The sequence below is a fragment of the Ketogulonicigenium vulgare WSH-001 genome (assembly GCF_000223375.1).
GTDB lineage: Bacteria > Pseudomonadota > Alphaproteobacteria > Rhodobacterales > Rhodobacteraceae > Ketogulonicigenium > Ketogulonicigenium vulgare.
In genome coordinates, this window is the sequence record NC_017384.1 from 2,671,578 (window position 1) to 2,692,365 (window position 20,788).

General features: G+C 61.2%; 16 protein-coding genes and 1 tRNA gene. 8 read left to right on the forward strand and 9 right to left on the reverse strand.

The window, feature by feature from the left end; all coding sequences use genetic code 11:
• Positions 1–19: 19 nt before the first annotated feature.
• Both KVU_RS13350 and KVU_RS13355 read right to left on the reverse strand, forming a co-directional pair.
• The gene (locus tag KVU_RS13350) at positions 20–1,261 is read right to left on the reverse strand and encodes an aspartate kinase (protein WP_013383159.1); all 1,242 of its coding nucleotides are present in this window, start codon (positions 1,259–1,261) and stop codon (positions 20–22) included.
• 84 nt (positions 1,262–1,345) lie between these two features.
• Positions 1,346–1,744: a DUF1178 family protein gene (locus tag KVU_RS13355; RefSeq protein WP_014538121.1), complete on the reverse strand. Its 399-nt coding sequence runs from the start codon at positions 1,742–1,744 to the stop codon at positions 1,346–1,348.
• 203 nt (positions 1,745–1,947) lie between these two features.
• On the opposite strand from KVU_RS13355, the gene KVU_RS13360 reads away from it, so the two are divergent.
• The 4 genes from KVU_RS13360 (at position 1,948) to KVU_RS13375 (ending at position 4,783) form a co-directional block, all read left to right on the forward strand.
• On the forward strand, positions 1,948–2,625 hold the full coding sequence (locus tag KVU_RS13360) for a protein-L-isoaspartate O-methyltransferase family protein (protein WP_013383161.1): 678 nt from the start codon (positions 1,948–1,950) through the stop codon (positions 2,623–2,625).
• 30 nt (positions 2,626–2,655) lie between these two features.
• On the forward strand, positions 2,656–4,068 hold the full coding sequence (locus tag KVU_RS13365; protein ID WP_013383162.1) for a TolC family outer membrane protein: 1,413 nt from the start codon (positions 2,656–2,658) through the stop codon (positions 4,066–4,068).
• Between the two features lie 71 nt (positions 4,069–4,139).
• Positions 4,140–4,613: a glycerol-3-phosphate dehydrogenase gene (locus tag KVU_RS13370; RefSeq protein ID WP_014538122.1), complete on the forward strand. Its 474-nt coding sequence runs from the start codon at positions 4,140–4,142 to the stop codon at positions 4,611–4,613.
• Between the two features lie 93 nt (positions 4,614–4,706).
• Positions 4,707–4,783: transfer RNA gene (locus KVU_RS13375), tRNA-Met, on the forward strand.
• 5 nt (positions 4,784–4,788) lie between these two features.
• Here KVU_RS13375 and KVU_RS13380 read toward each other — a convergent pair.
• Complete coding sequence (locus tag KVU_RS13380; RefSeq protein ID WP_013383164.1) at positions 4,789–5,880, reverse strand: alpha/beta hydrolase; 1,092 nt, start codon at positions 5,878–5,880, stop codon at positions 4,789–4,791.
• A gap of 121 nt (positions 5,881–6,001) precedes the next feature.
• Here KVU_RS13380 and KVU_RS13385 point away from each other — a divergent pair, with 121 nt between their 5' ends.
• Together KVU_RS13385 and KVU_RS13390 are read left to right on the forward strand one after the other, a co-directional pair.
• On the forward strand, positions 6,002–7,642 hold the full coding sequence (locus tag KVU_RS13385; RefSeq protein ID WP_013383165.1) for a glycosyltransferase family protein: 1,641 nt from the start codon (positions 6,002–6,004) through the stop codon (positions 7,640–7,642).
• The gene (locus KVU_RS13390; RefSeq protein WP_044007992.1) at positions 7,611–8,390 is read left to right on the forward strand and encodes a hypothetical protein; all 780 of its coding nucleotides are present in this window, start codon (positions 7,611–7,613) and stop codon (positions 8,388–8,390) included. The genes KVU_RS13385 and KVU_RS13390 overlap by 32 nt, the downstream gene beginning before the upstream one ends.
• Here the strand turns inward: KVU_RS13390 and KVU_RS13395 are convergent.
• The 3 genes from KVU_RS13395 to KVU_RS13405 are packed head-to-tail and all read right to left on the reverse strand — an operon-like array spanning position 8,335 to position 13,723.
• Entirely contained in the window at positions 8,335–9,420 is a 1,086-nt protein-coding gene (locus KVU_RS13395) for an AGE family epimerase/isomerase (protein ID WP_013383166.1), read from the reverse strand. The genes KVU_RS13390 and KVU_RS13395 overlap by 56 nt on opposite strands.
• 1 nt (position 9,421) lies before the next feature.
• Entirely contained in the window at positions 9,422–12,529 is a 3,108-nt protein-coding gene (locus tag KVU_RS13400; RefSeq protein WP_013383167.1) for a multidrug efflux RND transporter permease subunit, read from the reverse strand.
• Positions 12,530–12,532: 3 nt separating this feature from the next.
• Complete coding sequence (locus KVU_RS13405) at positions 12,533–13,723, reverse strand: efflux RND transporter periplasmic adaptor subunit (RefSeq protein ID WP_014538123.1); 1,191 nt, start codon at positions 13,721–13,723, stop codon at positions 12,533–12,535.
• 437 nt (positions 13,724–14,160) lie between these two features.
• Between KVU_RS13405 and KVU_RS13410 the strand changes: the two genes are divergently transcribed.
• Positions 14,161–16,029 carry an ABC transporter ATP-binding protein gene (locus KVU_RS13410; protein WP_013383169.1) on the forward strand — a complete coding sequence of 623 codons (1,869 nt, stop codon included), beginning with the start codon at positions 14,161–14,163 and terminating at the stop codon, positions 16,027–16,029.
• Positions 16,030–16,544: 515 nt separating this feature from the next.
• Positions 16,545–17,819, forward strand: a complete 1,275-nt coding sequence (locus KVU_RS13415; protein ID WP_013383170.1) for a Hint domain-containing protein — start codon at positions 16,545–16,547, stop codon at positions 17,817–17,819.
• Positions 17,820–17,873: 54 nt separating this feature from the next.
• Here the strand turns inward: KVU_RS13415 and cydX are convergent, their stop codons facing one another.
• The 3 genes from cydX to KVU_RS13430 are packed head-to-tail and all read right to left on the reverse strand — an operon-like array spanning position 17,874 to position 20,752.
• Positions 17,874–18,002: a cytochrome bd-I oxidase subunit CydX gene (cydX, locus tag KVU_RS13420; RefSeq protein WP_013383171.1), complete on the reverse strand. Its 129-nt coding sequence runs from the start codon at positions 18,000–18,002 to the stop codon at positions 17,874–17,876.
• 15 nt (positions 18,003–18,017) lie between these two features.
• Entirely contained in the window at positions 18,018–19,169 is a 1,152-nt protein-coding gene (gene cydB / locus KVU_RS13425; RefSeq protein ID WP_013383172.1) for a cytochrome d ubiquinol oxidase subunit II, read from the reverse strand.
• Complete coding sequence (locus tag KVU_RS13430) at positions 19,166–20,752, reverse strand: cytochrome ubiquinol oxidase subunit I (protein ID WP_013383173.1); 1,587 nt, start codon at positions 20,750–20,752, stop codon at positions 19,166–19,168. The genes cydB and KVU_RS13430 overlap by 4 nt, the downstream gene beginning before the upstream one ends.
• Positions 20,753–20,788 lie beyond the last annotated feature (36 nt).

A 20,788-nucleotide genomic window follows, 5' to 3' on the forward strand; every position in this document is an offset into this window, starting at 1 on the left:
CCATGGCCTGACCGAAAGATCAGGCCTTCTTTTTTTCCAGCCCGAAGGCATCATGCAGGGCCTGCACGGCCAATTCCATGTATTTACGGTCGACCAGTACGGAAATCTTGATTTCCGATGTGGTGATCACCTTGATATTGACGCTTTCCGAGGCAAGCGCCCGGAACATGGTCGCCGCAACGCCCGCATGGCTGCGCATCCCGATGCCGACGACCGAGATTTTCGCCACATTGCTGTCGCAGACCAGCTCGTCGAACGTGTAATCGCCGCGCGCGCGGGCCTCGTTGATGGCTTTTTCGGCGCGCAGCACCTGATCCACCGGGCACGAGAAGGTCATATCGGTCTGACCCTCGTCGCTGATGTTCTGGACGATCATATCGACATTGACGCCCGCATCGGCCAGCGGGCCAAAGATGGCGGCGGCAATGCCGGGTTTGTCGGCAACACCCACCAAGGTCATCTTGGCTTCTTCACGGCTAAAGGCGATGCCCGAGACGACGTTGCTTTCCATGATTTCCTCCTCGTCGCAGACCAGCGTGCCAGACGTGTCCGACGGTTCTTCAAAAGATGACAGCACGCGCAGGCGCACCTTAAATCGCATTGCCAGCTCGACCGAGCGGGTCTGCAGCACTTTGGCACCCAGCGAGGCCAGCTCAAGCATCTCCTCGAAGGTGATCTTGTCCAGCTTGCGGGCATTACTGCAAATGCGCGGATCGGTGGTATAGACGCCGTCGACATCGGTGTAGATATCGCAGCGTTCGGCGTCAAAAGCGGCCGCAAAGGCGACGGCGGTCGTGTCCGAGCCGCCACGCCCCAGCGTCGTGATGCGGCCTTCGGGGCTGATGCCCTGGAAACCTGCGACGACGGCGACCTTCATGCCTTCGGCAAATTTGCGGTTGATGTTCTCTGTCGGGATGGCGGCGATACGGGCCGCGCCATGGGCGGAATTGGTCTGCAGCGGCACTTGCCAGCCTTGCCAGCTGCGCGCAGGCACGTCCATTTCCTGCAAACGCAGCGCCAAAAGGCCCGCGGTCACATTTTCGCCAGACGAGACAATCGCGTCATATTCGCGCGCGTCATAAAGCGGGGCGGTGTCATTGACATAGCCGACCAGCTTATTGGTCTCGCCCGACATGGCTGACACGACCACGATCACGTCATAGCCCTTGGCAACTTCGGCGGCGACACGGCGGGCCGCGCGCTGAATACGGTCGATATTGGCGACCGATGTGCCGCCGAATTTCATCACGAGGATGGGCATGATGTTCCCTAAAGACAGTTCGCCGCCGTCATAATTCGACTGCACGTTAACCGCAATGTGGAATTTAACTGCGCTGGCCCGGCTTTAGTTGGTGTTTCGTGTCGGAATGAAAGGCAGCGGCATCACGGGCACGCCATCCTCCAGCAGGGCGCGGGCCTCGTCCAGTTTAGCCTCGCCATAGATGGCGCGGGTGGGGGCGTCGCCTGCATGCATACGGCGGGCCTCGGTGGCGAAGGACATACCGACATATTCGGAATTCGCCTCGACTTCCGTGCGCAGGGCTTTCAGTTGATCCTCATTGCTGGGTGCGGTCGGGCCGGATTTCGCGACATTCGGGGCCATTAGCGCCTTTTCCACAGGGGCCGCGCCGCAGGTCGCACAGGACAGATGCCCCGCTTTTTGCAGCGAATCAAAGGCGCTGGCCGATTGGAACCAGCTATCGAATTGATGGCCGCTTGGGCATTTCAATGTGTAGCGGATCATGGCTGGGGCTTTCTGTCTGGCGTTATCGCGTGATCCGATTGGATTTAGGGCATTTGTAAAGTATTGCAACGGATAGGTGCTTTGCGCCGGGCCTGCGGCGGTTTTCATTGTCGCAGGGCGGGCGATGTGCCATGAATTTCGCACGGGCTAAAAGGTGCCGGCCAGCGTGCCGCGCGCCCCGCACAGCTGATCAGAGGAGCGCCATGCAGGCCGTTATTCAATCATCTGCCGAATCGGATTTTGCAGCACTGCGCGTGACGATGGTGGATCGTCAGGTGCGCACGTCGGATGTGACATCCTATCCGATTATCGCCGCCATGCTGGCCATCCCGCGCGAGGATTTCGTCCCCGACGCCTTGCGCGATGTTGCCTATGTCGGCGCGGATCTGCCGCTTGCGCCCGCCCGCACCATGCCCGAGGCCCGGACGCTGGCGAAAATGATCGACGGGCTGGCGATTGCGCCGGATGATCGCGCTTTGGTCATTGGCGCGGGGCTTGGCTATGGCGCGGCGCTGGTTGCGCGCATGGCGGGGCAGGTCATCGCGCTCGAGGAATTGCCGCACCTTGCTGCGGGCGCCGCCGCCGCGCTGGCCCGTCACAAAAGTGACGCGCGCATCGTGCAGGGAAAACTGGTCGAGGGGGCGCCGGAAGCCGGACCCTATGACGTTATATTGATCGAGGGCGGCGTGCGCGCCATTCCCCCGGTGATTGCCGCGCAACTGGCCGAAGGGGGCCGGATCGTCGCGCTATTTGTCGAGGGCGGATTGGGTCTGGTGCGCATCGGCACCAAAGTCGCGGGCCAGATCCACTGGCGTTTGGCGTTTAACGCTTTGTTGCCCGTTCTGCCGGGCTTCACAACAACAGATACTTTCGCCCTATAGTCCAGGGCATTGAAGAACGGGTAGGACAAAATGAAAAAGACGTTGCGCAGCGTGATCGCCGGTTTTGTGGCCAGTATTGGCCTTGCCGCGCCGATGGCCCATGCCGAGACTTTGGCCGATGCGATGGCTTGGGCCTATGAATCCAGTGGCCTTTTGACGCAAAACCGTGCGCTGCTGCGCGCCGCCGACGAAGATGTGGCGCAATCTGTTGCCGCGCTGCGCCCCGTCCTGAACTGGAGCGCGCAGATCTCGTCCAGCTTTGCCGATGCGACGATTTTCAACAATGATCCGGTGACAACCGCGAACCTTGCGATCAGCGCCAGCCTGACCCTGTATGATGGCGGTCGCGGTCGTATGGGCGTGGATGCGGCGAAAGAAAGCGTGCTGGGCACCCGTGCGGGTCTGCTGGCGATTGAACAGCAGGTGCTGCTGCGCGTCGTTGATGCCTATATGAATGTGCAGCTCTATCAGCAGCTTGTATCTTTGCGCGAAAACAACGTCCGCGTCATCACCGAGGAGCTGCGTGCCGCGCGCGACCAATATGAGGTGGGCCAGATCACCCGCACCACCGTCGCGCAGGCCGAGGCCGCACTGGCCACCGCCCGCAGTACGCTGGTGTCCGAACAGGGCAACCTGACCCGCGCACGCGAGGAATACCGCGTCGCCACCGGCCGTTTGCCGGGGGCGTTGTCGGCCGCAACGCCTGCACGGATCACCCAGTCGCTGGATCAGGCACGCCTGATCGCGCAGCAGGGCCACCCCAGCGTTGTGCAGGCGCGCCACACCGCCGCCGCCGCCGATATCAACGTCGAACGCGCCCGCACCGCGACGCAGCCGACTGTCACCGGCACTGCCAGCCTTGGCCGTACGCATTATGTCACCGACGCGCTGCAAGGCTCGGCTCAGGCGGGCAGCAACACCGATCAGCTGACCGTCGGCGTTGGCGTCAGCGGTGTGATCTATTCGGGCGGCAGCCTGGGCAGCCAATTGCGGCAGGTCATGGCGAATCGCGACGCCGCCCGCGCGCAGCTGCTGGTTGCGGCCGATAACGTCAGCCAGTCCGTCGCCAATGCCTATTCGCTGCTGGACGTCGCCCGCGTCTCGCGCGAATCCTTTGCAAGCCTCGTTACCGCCTATCAGCTGGCCTATGATGGCACCCGCGAAGAGGCGGACCTTGGCGCGGCGACCACCATCGACGTATTGGACGCGGAACAAGATCTGCTGGATGCCCGCGCCAGCCAGATTTCGGCACAATATAGCGAGATTACCGCCGGTTATGCGGTGCTGTCAGCGATGGGACTGTTGACGGCTGAGAATCTTGGCCTGAATGTGCAGATTTATGACCCCGAGGCCTATTACAATCTGGTCGATGACGCGCCCTCTGTGACCTCTGCACAGGGACGCGCGCTGGACCGGGTGTTGCAGGCCATTGCCCACGAATAAGGCCGGGGCGTGCAAAATTGGGGCGGCTGTGGCTGCCCTCTTTGCGCGCCTCGCGACATGACAGGAAGCCCATGCCCGATACCGGACCCAGCAGTGATGTTTTGATCGCCGTGCGCAGACTGGTAGATGGCGCAACCGTGCGTGATGTTGCACCTCTGGCGCAGCCTGCGCCTTTGGTTCTGGGCGCGGATATGATTGTCGCGCCGCTGATGCTGACGCCAGCGCAGCGTGTGGACGATGACATGGCCGCCGAATCGCTGCCAGAGCTACAGCCACAACCAGAGCCGGAACAGGCGGCCGTTGTTTCGATCGGCCCGTTTTCTGGCCGCGCGCCGCAGTTTGGCGCGGGCGAGGAGGAGGGCGCAGTATCGCCGCCCTCTGTCTCGGCCAGCCTCACCATCAGCGAAGATTCCCTGCGCGAGTTGATCGCCGAAGTGCTGCGCACCGAATTGCAGGGCGAATTGGGCGAGCGGATCACCAGCAATGTGCGCAAGCTGGTGCGCCGCGAAGTGCTGCGCAGCCTCAACGCGCGGGACAATGAATGACCGGCGCAGCGCCTGATTTCATGCAACATTCCGCATGGTCAGCAGATTTGGCTGTTGACGCCCCGCGCGTCCTGTCCTAAATCCGCGCACGTTGGCGGAGTAGCTCAGTTGGTTAGAGCAGCGGAATCATAATCCGCGTGTCGGGGGTTCGAGTCCCTCCTCCGCTACCAAATCCCTAAAAATCATCAGTGATTTCGCGGCGTAATACTTGCCCCGATGTGTCCAGAATATAGGCCCCGGCAAAGCGCAGCTGGTCGATGATTGACGCCTGCATCGCAGATTGCGGATGAAATGCGGCCAGAGCCAGAAAACGCTCGTGATGAAAATCATCGGCGGCTGGAAAGGCCGAAACATCAATGATCCGCACGCCCAGCTCTTCAGCCAGCGCGATGGTTCGTGGATCGCTGGCGTCCAGCGCGCCAAGGCGGGTGCGCTGCTCGGCCAGACGGCCCGACATTCCCAGCGCGATATCATCTTGCGACACCAGTATCGTCAGCGGCCGCGAGAGCTGACCAACTGCGGCCATCTGGCTGCGGAAAACAGCAACATCGATATCGGGAGCGGCCAGCCCAACCTGGATACGCCGCAACAGGCGATTCTCGCCGCCCCGCCGCAAATCGCGCAGCACCTCCATCACCAGCCAGCTGCCCATACTATGGCCCGCGATCATAATATCGCGGTTGGGCATGTTGCGATGAAGATCGCGCAGCAATTGCGCCAGATCATCGCGCGCGACCGTCGCACTGTCGCGATCCGCGACATAGCCCATCAGGCTGGCCTGCGAGGGCCATGAGAACAAAATGGGCTGCACCTCGCTCGCCATCCCCGCGCTGATCTGGGCAAGGCGGAACAGTGATTCTTGAAAGGTCTGGTTGTAACCATGCACGAACAGAACAATCGGCTGATCGGCGGTGCGATGCTGGGCGCGCAAGGCACGGTGCCAGTCCGGCGCATCCAGCGCCCTGCGCGAGACGACGGCGAAATCGCGTGACAGATCGCGGTCGAATAAAAGCGAGCCCGTATCCTCACGCGCGGGGGCGACGGCGATGACGAATTCTTCGCGGTGCATCTCGCTATGGGCGGTACCATAGAACTGACCGTCAGGCCCGGTGCGGTTGCGGTTTGATATGGTCATCACCGTAACCTCTTGCGCGTGCGGGGACAGGTTCTCGGGCGCAGCGGGCAGCAGCAGGCCATCATCGGGCCGGGGCGCGCAGCCAGCCAGCGCAATAACCAAAGCAGCCAAAACGAGTCGCGCGTAAATCATCCTGCCCCCGGCCTGCCGTATCGCCGCACTGTGGCCCAGCCATGGCCATAAGGCAAATTTGATTAACCCGCCCGCAACCATGATCGGCATCAATGGTGTGATTGGATCATAGGGCGCATCCGTGGAACAAAGCTTTATCCTACAGCATTTTACGCTCTCGCCGGGGCTCTACCTGCCGGGGCAGCAGATCGTTTTGCGCGATCCATGGGGGGATCTGATCAATGCCGCAAAGTGGCGGCAGGTCGGGGCGGGTCCGCTGTCCGTTCGGATCAGCGGTGAGGGCCAGTTCTTGCTGCAGGCCTATGCGCTGATCGGGGCCGAGGCGGTGCTGCTGAGCAGCCTTCGGGTCGAGGGGGGACAGGCCGTGGTGCTTGATGCGCTGCGCGATCATGTGGTGCGTCTTTCGATCATCGCGCTAAGTTGTGTGCATCTGCGCGGCGCGGTGCTGCTGGGCGCGCAGCCCCAGCGCAGGGCACGGCTGGCGATTTGCATCCCCGCTTTTGGCGCAGGTCGCGGATTGCCGGAAAAACTCGCGGTGCTGCGTGATTACTTGCGCCTCATGCCGCTGGGCGCTGAGGCGCGTGTGCTGGTGATTGATCAAGGCCTGGCGACACCGCCCGTGCCGCATGCTGGCTTGCGGGTCGTTGCACAGCACAACCTTGGCGGAGCGGGCGGTTTTGCGCGCGCCTTGCGCGAGGCGCAGTGCGATCCTTGGGGGTTTACGCATTGCCTGTTCACCGATGATGACGCGCATTTCACACCCGAGGCTCTGCACCGTCTGCATGCCTATCTATCGCTGGCACAAGATCCCCAATTGGCGGTGGCTGCGGCGATGGTGACGCACCAGCAGCCCGATCAACTATGGGAAAGCGGCGCGATCTTTGACGGTTTTTGTCGCGGCGCATTTCGCGGCACTGACCTTATGGACCAGGTGGCCTTGGCGCGGATCGAGCGCACCAGTGCGCAGGCCGATTGGCAGCAGCAGCCCGGCATATATGGCGGCTGGTGGATGTTCGGCTTTGCGCTGGCCGGGGTGCGCTATGCGCCGTTTCCCTATTTCCTGCGCGGCGATGATATCGGCTTCGCGCTGGCCAATCGCCTGCGCATTGTGACGTTGAATGGTGTCTGCGCCGCCCAAGACGATTTCGCCGCGAAAGAGGGGCCGCTGAGCCTGTTCTGTGATCTGCGCGGGCATTTGATCCATCCGATGGTTTTCCCGCAGATCCCCGGCGGGCGCTGGCGGGTGGGGTGGAGGGGGGCGCTGTTCGTGCTGCGCAGCCTTGCCCGGTTCCGCTATGACGAGGCGGCGGCGCTGCTCATCGCTTGGCAAGATGTGCTGGCGGGGCCGCGGGCTTTTGCAACCCATCCCGGTGCCGAGGCACAGCGCCACGCCATCGCGCAACTGCCACGCCCCTGTGCACCCCTGCCGCGCAAGCAGGCCCGGCGCGCTTGGCCAAGATGGTATTGGATGCTCAGCGTGAATGGTCAGCTTTTACCGTTCGGGTCGCGCGGGGTGGTTCATATTGCACCGCGCCGGCGGCGCGATATGGATGCGATCTGGGGGCGGCGCGCGATTGTCACCGATCAATGCGACGCGCGCGATTTGCGGCGATTTTATCCGCTTTTTATCCGCTTATTGGCCCTGTGGCTGCGTTACATGCTGGGCTTTAAAGCTTTGGCAAGGGCCTATCGCGCAACCTATGGAACAGTTGCAAGCCAACAGGCATGGGATGCGCATTTTCAATCGTCACAGCCGCGATAAGGCGGTGCCTTTGGTCGTGCTTGGCTCCTCTGGGGCCGAGGTTTTCGACTATATCTTTGGCGATCAGCCGCAGTATCACCCGTTCTGGGCCTCGAGTTGGAGCGCGCGAAGCTTGGGGCGCGCGCCGGTGCAGGATTACGTGCTGGGGCTGCTGGCCGGGGTCGATCAGCGGGCGCATATCCTGCTGAATTTTGGGATGCAGGACCTGATCTTTGGCCTTCCCGCGACGTTGCGCGCTATGGGGCATCGGGGTGTTCTGGCCGCTGATTTGCCCGCCGTCGTGCATGAGGCCGAGGTCGCCGTCGCCAGCGCGATTTTGGGGCAGGTCGCCCTGATGCGCCGGATAGAGGCGGCCGGCTTTGATCAGGTGCGGGCGATCTTTTGGGCGCTGCCCCCCGCGTTGCCTGCTGATTACTGGTTGCAGCGCGATTTGCCTGCTTTGCCCGCGTCCTTCGTCAGTCAGCTTTACCGCAATATGGCGGCCCGTATGGTGGGGCACCGGGTCGATGTGTTGGATCTGACCGCACAATTTGGCGGTGATCTGCTGCACCCGCATTTCGCGCGGAGGGGCACGGATCACCATCCTGATTTCATTCGCAGCCAGCGCGCTTTGTGGCAGCGGCTACAGGGTCTGCCCGCGCTGTTGCCACGTCGGCGCCTGTGGCGCTGGCGGCATTGGCCGCACCAGCGCGTTATGATTGCCGATCTGTTGACCCAAGGCGCGCCGCGTCCACGGACAATGCGCTGAATGCCCGCCATGCGCTGAAAATATGGTAAAAGCTTGAACTTGGCATGTGGTCCGCCACGATGACGCCCGCGCGATCGCATGCATCAATCCAGCCACCCTCGGCCGTCAGATAGCGCGCGGCGAAACGGTCAAGGATCGCGGTGGGCTGCAATGGTGCGGGCAGGGCGCGGCCACGATACTGCTGCACCAATGCGGCGCGCAGCAATTCGGTCTGGGGCCATAGGCGGCAGGTTGCGCTGGGCGGCAGGGTGCTATCGGGCAGGAAACCATCCGGTGTCATGGCTGCGGCTGCGGTGTTGAACATCAGGTCAAGGTCGACCTGATCGCGCAGCACCGGATCGCTATAGGCGAGATAAACCCATTCCATCCCATGGCCGGGCTCGACCTGTTGGCCCGTTTGCAGGGGCTGCCAATCGGCGTCGAAGAATTCAAAGATCGTGCCGTCGCTTTGAAAAAAGACATCCGCAAACAGCGCGCGGCATTCATCAATCACAGCGGCCCAAGCCGGATCGCCTGTTGCAGCATGGGCGGCATGGGCGGCCTCGAACAGGTGCATATGCGCGTTTTGGGTGCGGGGCAGGCTATGATAGCGATCATCCCACCAGCCGCGATCCGCCTTTAGCCGCGCCAGCGCATCCAGCAAGAAATCCCACGGGATCACGGGTGCGGGCAGCTCGGCATTGGCAAGGATATAAAAGGCGAGATCATAGAGGCGATGCGCATCGCCCGCAGGCTGGCCCGCCGCATCGCTGGTTGTGGGCAACCAGCCGCCCGGGCCGATCAACGACCGCGCAAAACCCAGCAGCCTCTGCGCGCGCGGCAGATCATCACTGTGCAGATCACGCGCCGCGCCCGCGAAAACAAAGGCTTGCCGCGTGTGGATACGATTGCGGCGCGGCTGGTCCAGCGCAGGCTGGCCGTCCGCATCCAGATGCTCGATCGCGCCGAAACCCTGCGGGCAGAACCCCCGCGCGCGCCACAGCGGCAGCGCGCGGGCACTCAGCCAATGCGTAAAGTCAAATGCCGTCACTTCATTCTTCCGATTTCAGCGTATTGCGGCGGCTGCCAAACATCCGCGTCACAACAACATAGAACGCCGGGATCAGGAAAATGCCAATGATGGTCGAGGCGATCATCCCCCCCAGCACGCCGATGCCGATAGCATGTTGCGCGGCGGCACCGGCCCCTTTGGCGGTTGCCAGCGGCAGCACGCCCAGCATGAAGGCAATCGAGGTCATCAGGATCGGCCGCAAACGCAGGCGCGCAGCCTCGATCGCGGCGTCTTTCAGATCCATGCCCCTGTCGAACCGCTCTTTCGCGAATTCCACGATCAGGATGGCGTTGCGCGAGGCAAGCCCAATGGTGGCAAGCAATCCGACCTTGAAATAGACGTCATTGCTTTGATCGAACAGCAGCGCAGCCCCCAGCGCCCCCAGCGCGCCCACCGGCGCCGCCAGCAGCACCGCAAAAGGCACCGACCAGCTTTCGTAGAGTGCGGCCAGACACAGGAACACCACCAGCGCCGACAGCGCGAACAGCAGCGGCGCTTGGCTGCCCGATTGGCGTTCCTGATAGGACAGTCCCGTCCAGGCAACGCTGTAACCGCCGGGTTGTTCGGCTGCGATCTGCTCCATCCGGTCCATCGCCGCGCCCGATGAGACATCAGCGGCGGGCGAGCCGGACATCGACACCGCTCGCGTGCCGCCAAAGCGGGCGAGGCTGGTCGGCACCACTTCCCATTTTTGCGTCATAAAGGCCGAGAAGGGCACCATTTCGCCGCTGGAATTACGCGCGTGCCAATGCATCACATCATCGGGCTGCATCCGGTATTCGGGTTCGGCCTGCACCATCACCGGACGCAATGTGCCGTTAAAGGCAAAGTCATTCACCGAGCGGCCGGTAAAGATTGTCGACAGCATATTATTGACGTCCGACACCGTCAGCCCCAGCGCCGTTGCCTTCAACTGGTCGATATCCAGATTCAGCGCGACCTGCGTGCGCGTGGTGCCGCCGCGGATATTGTTCAGCTCGTCCGAGGCGGTTGCGGCCGCGTTCACGGCGGCTGCGGCGGTCAGCAGCGCGTCTTGACCGTTCGCGCCCTGATCCACCAGATACATCGAGAAGCCGGACGAATTCCCCAGCGCAGGCATCGCAGGCGGCTGCATGAAGAAGATATTCCCCGCGCGGTGCCCCGAAAAACGCGCGGTTGCACGCTGCACCAAGGCGGCGGCGGTCAAATCGCTGCGCTCGTCAAAGGGGCGTAGCTTGATGAACAGCATTGCGCTGCCCTGACCCGAGCCGCCAAAGCTGAAACCAAGGTTCGCGAACACGGCCTCGACCGTCTCGGTTTCCTCAGTCAGCAGGTAATCCTCGACCTCGAGCAGCACGGTTTGCGTCTGGGCTGTGGTCGCGCCGTCATCAAGGTTGATCATCGCCATCAGCACACCCTGATCCTCTTGCGGGATGAAGGAAGACGGCAGGTTTTCAAACAGATACCACAGCGCACCCGTGATTGCGGCCAGCACGATGATGCTTTGCACCGGCACTTTCAGGATCCACCGATTGGTGCTGGCGTAGCGGTTGGTAAAGCCCGCAAGCGCGTTATTAAACCAGCGCGCGGGCGGGAATTTGCGCGGGCCGTGCTGCGGCTTTAGCATCGTTGCGCATAGCGCAGGCGTCAGGATCAGCGCCACGAACAGCGACAGCACCATGGCCGAAATGATCGTGACCGAGAATTGCCGGTAAATCACCCCGGTCGATCCGGGCATAAAGGCCATGGGCAGGAACACCGCCGACAGCACTGTGACGATGCCGACCAGCGCGGGTGTAATCTCGCGCATGGATTTGCGGGTGGCGGCGCGGGCATCAAGACCCTCTTCCTCCATCACACGCTCGACGTTTTCGACCACGACGATGGCATCATCGACCAAAAGGCCGATGGCCAGCACCAGCGCGAACATGGTCAGCGTATTGATCGACATATCGAATACGGCCAGCACACCGAATGTGCCCAGCACCACGACCGGTACCGCCAGCGTCGGGATGAGCGTGGCGCGCCAGCTTTGCAGGAAGATCAGGATGACCAGAAAGACCAGCAGCACGGCTTCGGCCAGCGTGTGATAGACCTTTTCGATCGACTGCTCGACAAAGGGCGAAGTGTCATAGGCATAGGCAATTTCGACCCCGTCGGGCAGGGCGTTTTGCAGATTGGTCAGCGCGGTGGTGACGTTATGCGCCGTATCCACCGCATTCGCGCCAGAGCTGAGGTTCACACCGAAACCCGCCGCCGGCTTGCCGTTAAAGCGCGAATCCTGACCATAGCTTTGCTGGCCAATCTCGACCCGCGCGACATCGCCCAGATAGACGTGGCTGCCGTCCTCGTTGGTGCGCAGCAAGATGCGTTCGAATTCCTCGGGCGAGGTCAGTTGCGACTGCGCCGTCATTGAGACGCTGAACTGCTGCCCCGGCACCACCGGTTGGCTGCCCAGACTGCCCACCGTCACGGTCGAGTTGCGGCTGGAGATTGCCGAAGTGATATCCGAGGGCGTCAGCTGATATTGCACCAGATTGAACGGGTCCATCCAGATCCGCATCGCATAAGAGGTGCCAAAGGCCTGAATGCCGCCCACGCCCTCGACGCGGGTGACGGTCGGCTCGATCAGCTCCTCCATCATGTCGCCCAGCTGCAGCGTGGTATAGCTGCCATCCTCGGACACCAATGCCGCCACCATCAGGATCGAGTCGGTCGAGCGCGAGACGCTGACCCCGTTATCTTGCACGCTGTCGGGCAGTTGGTTGGTGATCGACTGCATCCGGTTCTGCACCTGGATCTGGGCCATGTCCGGATCCATGGAATCGTCGAATGTCAGCGTGACCGTCGCGCGGCCCTGCGACGATTGCGAGACCATATAGAGCAGCCCCTCGACATCCGAGAGGCCGTTTTCAATCGGCGTTGTCACCGCGTTTTCCACCGCCTCGGCCGGTGCGCCCGAATAGCTGGCGGAAATACGGACGGTGGTGGGCGCAACCTCGGGATATTGGGCGATGGGCAGGCTTTGCAGGCCCCAGACGCCGAACAGCATGGTGATGATCGACAGCACCCATGCAAAGACGGGGCGATTGATGAAAAACTGCGCCATCTATCAGTTTCCTGCCTGTGCGCTGGCGGGGATCATATCTTCGATCAGGCCAAGTTCATTGATGGTCACAGGCACGGGGATCACATCGCGGCCCGCGGCCATATTGTTCAACCCGTCGACCATGATCTGGGCGCCTTCCTCGATCCCGCTGGTGACGATCCAGGCGTTGCGCGTCACCCCCAGCGAGGTCAGCGTTAATTGCTGCGATTTGTTGCCCTCGCCCACAACCCAAACGGTCAGCGAGCCATCATTGGCGCGCGAGGTGGCGCGCTGCGGCACCAAAATCGCATCGGTGGTGCCGACCGTGATATCGCCGCGCACGAACATGCCGGGCAGAATGCGCCCGCCGGGATTGTCGAATTGGAAACGAATGGTTTGCGACGCGGTGGTCTGCGACACTGAGACGCCCGGTGCGACCAGCGAGCCGCGATAGCTGCTGGATTGGCCATCATCCAGCGTCAGGGTCACATCGACGCGGTCGGTGCGCGACAACAGGCCCTGTTCGATCCGACTGCGCACAGACAGCAGGCGCGCGGCAGGTTCGGTCAGGTCGACGTAGATCGGGTCGATCCGCGTCACGGTGACAAGGCCGGTGGTTTGGTTTGCGGTGACGATATCACCGATGGTGACGGCGGGCAGGCCGGCGATCCCTTGGATCGGGCTGGTCACGGTGGTCCAGCCCAGCTCGCGGCGGGCATCGTCCAGATTGTTCTGGGCGGTGACCAGTGCCGCCTCGGCCGTGGCCAGCGTGGCGCGGGCTGTATCCAGATCGGTGCGGGTGCCGGTGTTGTTGCTAGAGAGCTGCTCCAGCCGCTGAACGTTCACCGTGGCATTGTCACGGGTGGTGGTCGCCTGCGTCAGCGAAGCCTCGGCGCTCAGAACAGCGGCCTCATAGACATCGCTTTCAATACGAAACAGCGGGGTGCCGGGGGTGACGGTCTGGCCGGGCGTATAGATAATCTCGGTGATCATGCCGTTCACCCGCGGGCGCACGGCATTTTCCTGAAAGGCGACCGCGCGGCCGGGGATGATCTCTGTCAGCGGCACGGTTTCGCGCTGGGCGGTGACGACGCCAACCTCAGTCGGGCCCGCTTGCGGCCGGCCCCCCATCGGCTGCGCGGTTGCGGCCGTCGCAAAAAGCGTCACGGCAGTCAGGGCGGCGATCAGGCGAGTGAGGGGCGCAATTGGCTTCATGTGGCTCTCGTGCTTGGGTCGATCGTCGCCGCCGGGCCGGTCTTGGGTCGGTATCGGGCTGTTTCAATCGGACATGTGTCTGGCTTTAACGGATATGCCCTGCATTTCCGTCGCGACGAAAGCAAAAATATTTGTGGCTGCAAAAAGGCGGCACCATGGCGGCGCCTCCCCCCGGAGGTGACATAACACATTGGAAACGCGGCAGATCAGGCCTTTGTGCGCGCCCCCGATCACAAAACAACCCCCGAGGGGTGCAGGTTACCCCCGCAGATCGGGTTCAAATTATCGAAAGCAGCTTTATATTTGGATAATGCGCGCAGGTGACTGGATGCGGTGCCGAAAAAATAGGCGTTCTAAAAACATCTGGAAATTCGACACAATCACATGATAGCAGCGTTGCTCCGTGGAAAATCCGTTCCGCGAGAAAGAGGTGCCTGATGTTCCGCTGGTTTGAAAATCGCGTCGATCCCTATCCGCTGCAAAAACCCACGCAACCGCCGCGTGGATTTTGGGCGTTCATTATTCATTACTCACGCGGATTGCTGCCTTGGATCATCCTGCTGGGCCTGACATCGGCGATCATCGCCGTGGTCGAGGTCGCGCTGGTCGGCTATTTGGGCGCGCTGATCGACCGGATGGCTGGCGCTGATCCTGCGGGCTTTTGGCAGACCGAGGGGCGCATGGTGCTGCTGGCGGGTCTGGTTCTGGTGGTCATCGCGCCGCTGGTGCAGGCGGTCAGCTCGCTGGTGATGAACCAGACGCTGCTGGGGAATTATCCGCAACGCATCCGCTGGCAGGCGCATCGCTGGCTGCTGGGGCAATCGCTCAGCTATTTCCAAGATGAATTCGCGGGCCGCGTTGCGACTAAAGTGATGCAGACCGCGCTTGCCGTGCGCGAAGTCGCGATGAAGATCGTCGACGTGCTGGTCTATGTCATCGTTTATTTCAGCGGCGCGCTGATTCTGGCGGCGACCAGCAACCTGTGGCTGGCCCTGCCGTTTGCGATTTGGGGTATTGCCTATGGGTTGCTGCTGACATGGGTCGTGCCGCGCATCGGCCGCGTGTCCGAGGCGCAGGCCAATGCCCGTGCGGCCATGACCGGCCGCATCGTCGACGCCTATACCAACATCACCACGGTGAAGCTGTTCTCGCATTCGGCGCGCGAAGAGGCGTTTGCCCGTCAAAGCATGGATACGTTCTTGCAGACCGTCCATGCGCAGATGCGGCTGGCGACGATTCAGAACGTCTCGCTGGCTGTGCTGAATGCGCTGCTGACCGCTTCGGTTGCAGGCTTGGGCATCTGGCTGTGGATGCGCGGCACGGTGCCTGTCGGGGCGCTGGCGATTGCCGTGCCGCTGGCCTTGCGCATGGGGAACATGTCGCATTGGATCATGTGGGAGTTCGCGGCGCTGTTTGAAAACATCGGCACGGTGCGCGACGGGATTTCGGCCCTCGCGGTCGAGCGTAAGGTCCTTGACGCCCCCGATGCAAAAGACCTGTCGGTGCCCAAAGGCGAGGTGACCTTCCGCGATATCAGCTTTGATTACGGCGCGGCTGGCAATGTCATCCAGCATCTGAACCTGACGATCAAACCGGGCGAGCGTATCGGTCTGGTGGGCCGTTCGGGGGCAGGTAAATCGACGCTGGTGAACCTGTTGCTGCGGTTCCATGATCTGAAGCAGGGCCAGATTTTGATCGATGGTCAGGATATTGCGCAGGTCACGCAGGAATCTCTGCGTGCCAATATCGGTGTTGTGACACAAGATACCTCGCTGCTGCATCGCACCATCCGCGAGAATATCGCCTATGGTCGCCCCGATGCCTCGATCGAGGAAATCCTTGCCGCAGCGCGTCTGGCCGAGGCCGAAGAGTTCATTGCCAAGCTGACCGACAACCAAGGTCGCATCGGTCTGGATGCGCAGGTCGGCGAGCGCGGCGTGAAATTGTCGGGCGGTCAGCGTCAGCGGATCTCGATCGCGCGGGTCGCGTTGAAAAACGCGCCTGTGCTGGTGCTGGACGAGGCGACGTCCGCCCTCGATTCCGAGGTCGAGGCCGCGATCCAAGAGCAGTTGACCCATCTGATGGAGGGCAAGACCGTGATCGCCATCGCGCACCGCCTGTCGACCATCGCCGCGATGGATCGCTTGGTGATCATGGATAAGGGCCGTATCGTCGAGCAGGGCACCCATGCCGAACTGCTGGCGAGCGGCGGCATCTATGCCCGTCTGTGGGCCCGTCAGTCGGGCGGCTTCATCGCTGCCGAGGATCAACCCGACACGCCCGAGGCGGCCGCAAGCGGCCATTAGATTTCTATCTTACCTTGCTGAAACGCCAAAGCCGCCCCTGAAAATGGGGCGGCTTTTTTTGAATTGATCTGCCCTTGGGGCATGTTTGTCGGTGATTCCTTTCGCAAATCAGCGAATCAGACGGCTGATTAATAATTCGTTAACCTTTGTGAACTTTATGTCGCATAATTCATAAATCCGTATATTTATGTTTGGCCGCATCACGTTTTTCCCGTTTGGGCGCCAGGTCGCGCGGCTATATTAACCATAACCTGTGATATTTTCGGCTATCCGTATGTATCTTTGGGTTGTTATGTTTTGATATATTTGTGGTTTAAATAATTGATTTACATAATAAATATTGGAAAAATTTGATGTGGAAAGCCTGAGCCTAGCCCTTTTTGTGCATCTTAAAAGAGGGGCTCACATTAATTTCATGTTGATTTGAATCTGCGCGCAAACGTAACATCGTCGCCAGATGGGCCTGCGGGCTTGATCTGTATTCCGTGTCTCACTGCGCGTGAAAGGTTAACATAATGGTAACTGTTATTGGAAACGGCGGCACGCTCGTCATTGACCAAAGTAACGTAAACGACGTTGCTCTGCTTGACCTGCAATTGCTGGGTAGCGCCACGATCATCGTCGATGGCGTGGATTTCGAAGCAGACAGCCTGCTGCTGTCCGCTGGTGTGCTGAGCAACATCACCTGGGAGGCAAAGAACGGCGCCAACCTGACCGTTGATGCCGGTCTGATCGGGCTGAATGCGCTCGTCGATCTGAACTTCAACATCTATGACGACAGCTCGATTTCTTACATCGGGGCGACCGTGTCGCTGGCAGGCGTGCTGCAGGGGCCGATCGATGTGAACTATTACGGCGCTGAAGTGGGTACGTTCCTTTACGACCCGGCCGTATTGGGCGTTGTGTCCGCGACGACATTCAATGTCGGTGCAATGGGGCCGTTCGATCAGTTCATCGTCAGTGGCGTGAACATGACCCAAGGCGCCTATGCAGGTGGCGTTCTGCCGCTAACGGGCTTCAGCGGTCTTCTTCCGCCGATCCTGGGTGAGACGATCCGTGTGAACGTGGCAATGACAGCTGCGGAATACGGCGTCATCCAAAACCCGCCTGCGGGTTCGGGCATTGGCCTTGTCGTTTCGGGCGGTAACAGCATCTACACCGATCCTTGCTTTGCGCAGGGCAGCCTGATCCGCACCGAGCGTGGCGACCTGCCGGTCGAACAACTGCGCGCTGGTGATCTGGTTCTGACCGCTGATGCGGGCTACCAGCCGATCAAATGGGCGGGTCAATCCTATCTGTCGGCGACGGATCTGGATCAGCGCCCGAACATGACACCTGTCCGCATCGCGCAGGGCGCGCTGGGTGCAAACCTGCCCATGCAAGACCTGATCGTGTCGCCGCAGCACCGCATGTTGGTGAACGGCACCGCCGTGCATGGCGTCACCGGCCATGATGAGGCTTTTGTCGCTGCCAAGCATCTGGTTGGTCTCGACGGGGTCGTCGTTGCCAAAGACATGACCGAAGTCACCTACTATCACATCCTGCTGGATGCGCATGCGGTGATCATGTCGAACGGCGCGCCGAGCGAAAGCTTCTATCTGGGTGATTTCACCCGTCGCACGCTGAACCCGCGTCTGATGGAAGAAATACGCGCGATCGAGCCGAAGCTGCAAGACGCAGACTTCCTGCCCGAAATGGCGCGTCCTGCGCTGACCGGTGCTGAAGCCCGCGCTGTCATCGCTGACGCTGCCGGCGCAGAGCTGCTGGTTGCAGGCCGCGAACTGGTCTGATCTTTATCAGCCATGTCAAAAGAAACGGCCCCCTGTTTCGGGGGCCGTTTTGCGTTAAAGATCGGGCGCGTCGGCCTCTGGCTTTTTAGCCTTTGCATCGTCGACAAGCTCGAACCACATCGCGTTCAGCACTGCGAATGTGACGGCCAAGGGAAGGCCAAGGATCCAGGCAAAATACCACATGTTATGCGTCCTTTCCTAATAGGCGTGACCGCTGCCGTTGATGTCATCGTCGCGCACCTTGCCCCACAGCAGCTTATAGGCCCAGGCGGTATAGGCGCAGATCAGCGGCAAGAAGATCGCGGTCGAGACCAGCATAATGAACAATGTCACATGGCTGGATGACGAATCCCAGACCGTCAGGCTGGCACCGGGTTGGGCCGACGAGGGCAAGATGAACGGGAACATCGACAGCCCGACCGAGGCGATGATCCCGATGATTGCCAACCCGCTGCCCGCCATGGCCAATAGCTCGCGCTTGAACTGCAGCGCGACCAGAACCAGCACCGGCCCAAGGAACCCCAGCACCGGCGCGATCATCATCCACGGATGGGCGGCATAATTGCTGAACCACAGCCCGCCTGCGGCCTCGACCGATTTCGCCAGCGGGTTCGATGGCCCTGCGGGAGCGAAAGTGCTGGTCACCTGATACCCGTCGATGAACAGCCACAGCGCAATACCGCCCAGCGCATAAAGGGCCAGCGAGGCAAGCGTTGCGATCCGGCCAAAGCGCCGGGCGCGGGCGGCGACCACGCCTTCGGTTTTCAGGACAATCCAGTTCGCGCCGTGCATGGTAAGCATTGTCACCGACAACAGCCCGCACAGCAGGGCAAACGGGTTCAGCAGGCCGAAAAAGCTGCCGTCGTAAAAGATGCGCATATCCGTCCCCAGCCGGAACGGCACGCCTTGCAGCACGTTGCCGACCGCAACGCCAAAGATCAGCGCCGGGACAAAGCCGCCGATGAACAGCGCCCAGTCCCAGTTGCGCCGCCACCGCACGCTTTCGCGTTTCGACCGGTATTTGAACCCCACCGGCCGCAGGATCAGCGCCATCAAGATCGCGAACATCGCCAGATAAAAGCCCGAAAACGACACCGCATAGAGGATCGGCCAAGCGGCAAAGATCGCGCCACCGCCCAAAACCAGCCAGACCTGGTTGCCTTCCCAGACGGGGCCGATGGTGTTGATGATCACCCGCCGCTCGATATCGGTCTGGCCCGCGAAAGGCAGCAGGATCGCTACCCCCAGGTCAAACCCATCCATCAGGGCAAAGCCGATCAGCAGCACGCCCAGCAGCACCCACCAGATCAGGCGCAACGTATCATAGTCGATCAGCTGATGTAGGATCATGCGCGTTTCTCCACAACGGGGCCAGATTTGGCGAATAGCGGGCGTTCGGGCGCATCATCGGGGGCGGGGCCCTTTTGAATGGCGGCCAGCATCATGCGCACTTCGATCACCAACAGCACCGAATACATGGCGGTAAAGCCGGCGATGGTGAACAGCACAGTCGGCACCGTCAGATGCGAGACCGCAGCCACAGTAGGCAGCACGCCGTCGATGGCCCAAGGCTGTCGCCCGAATTCGGCAACGATCCAGCCAAGCTCTGCCGCGATCCACGGCAGCGCCATGGCGGCAACGGCGACCTTCAGCGGCCAGCGGCGGGTATCCAACTGCCGCCGCGCCGACAGGTAAAAGAACCCTGCCATCAGCAGCACATTCAGGAAGCCGATCCCGACCATGCCGCGGAAGGCAAAGAACAGCACCGGCACATAGGGCACCGTGTCCCATGCGGCCGCGATGATCTGATCCTCGGTCGCATCGCGCGGGTCATCGACATATTTCATCAGCAGCAGGGCATAGCCCATATCTGCTTTATATTCATCGAAACGCGCCGCAACCTCGGGGTCGACGGACTGACCGGTGGGGGTGGCGCGATAGTCTTGCAGCGCGTCATAGGCGATCAGGCCGGAACGGATGCGTTCCTCATTCTCGACCAGCAGCTCTGCGATGCCGGGGATCTCTTGGGTCAGCGAACGCGTCCCGATCAGCCCCATCACCCATGGAATATGAACCCCGAAATGGGTGGTGCGTTCGTCCATGTCGGGGATGCCGACCAGCGTGAAAGATGCAGGCGCTGGCTGGGTTTCCCACATGCCTTCGATCGCGGCCATTTTCATCTTTTGGTTTTCAGACACCAGATAGCCGCTTTCATCCCCCAACACGACCACCGCCACCGATGCAAGCAGCCCGAACGAGGCCGCAACCGTCATCGAGCGTTTTGCAAGTTCCACGAACCGCCCGCGCAGCAGGTAAAAGGCCGAGACCCCCAGCACAAAGACCGAGGCCGTGACATAGCCCGCCGAGACCGTATGCACGAAACGCGCTTGCGCCACGTGGTTCATCAGCACTTCGAAAAAGCTGACAATCTCCATGCGCATGGTGTCGGGGTTGAATTCGGCGCCGACCGGATGTTGCATCCAGCCGTTTGCGATCAGGATCCACAGCGCCGAGAAATTCGACCCGATGGCGACCGCATAGGTGGCCATCAGGTGGCCAACCTTTGACATCTTGTCCCATCCGAAAAAGAATAGGCCGACGAATGTCGCTTCCATGAAAAAGGCCATCAAGCCTTCGATCGCCAGCGGGGCGCCGAAAATATCGCCCACGTAATTGCTGTAATAGCTCCAGTTCATGCCGAACTGGAATTCCATGACAATGCCTGTGGCGACGCCCAGCACGAAATTGATGCCGAACAAAGTGCCCCAGAACTTTGTCATTTGCCGCCAGATCACGCGGCCTGTCATCACATAGACGGTTTCCATCACCGCCAGCAGGATCGACAGGCCCAATGTCAGGGGCACGAATAGGAAGTGGTAGAGCGCAGTCAGCGCGAACTGGAAGCGCGATAGAGTAACGATGTCAAATTCCATCACGATGCCTTTCCCGGCAGCTCGCCGGCGTTATGC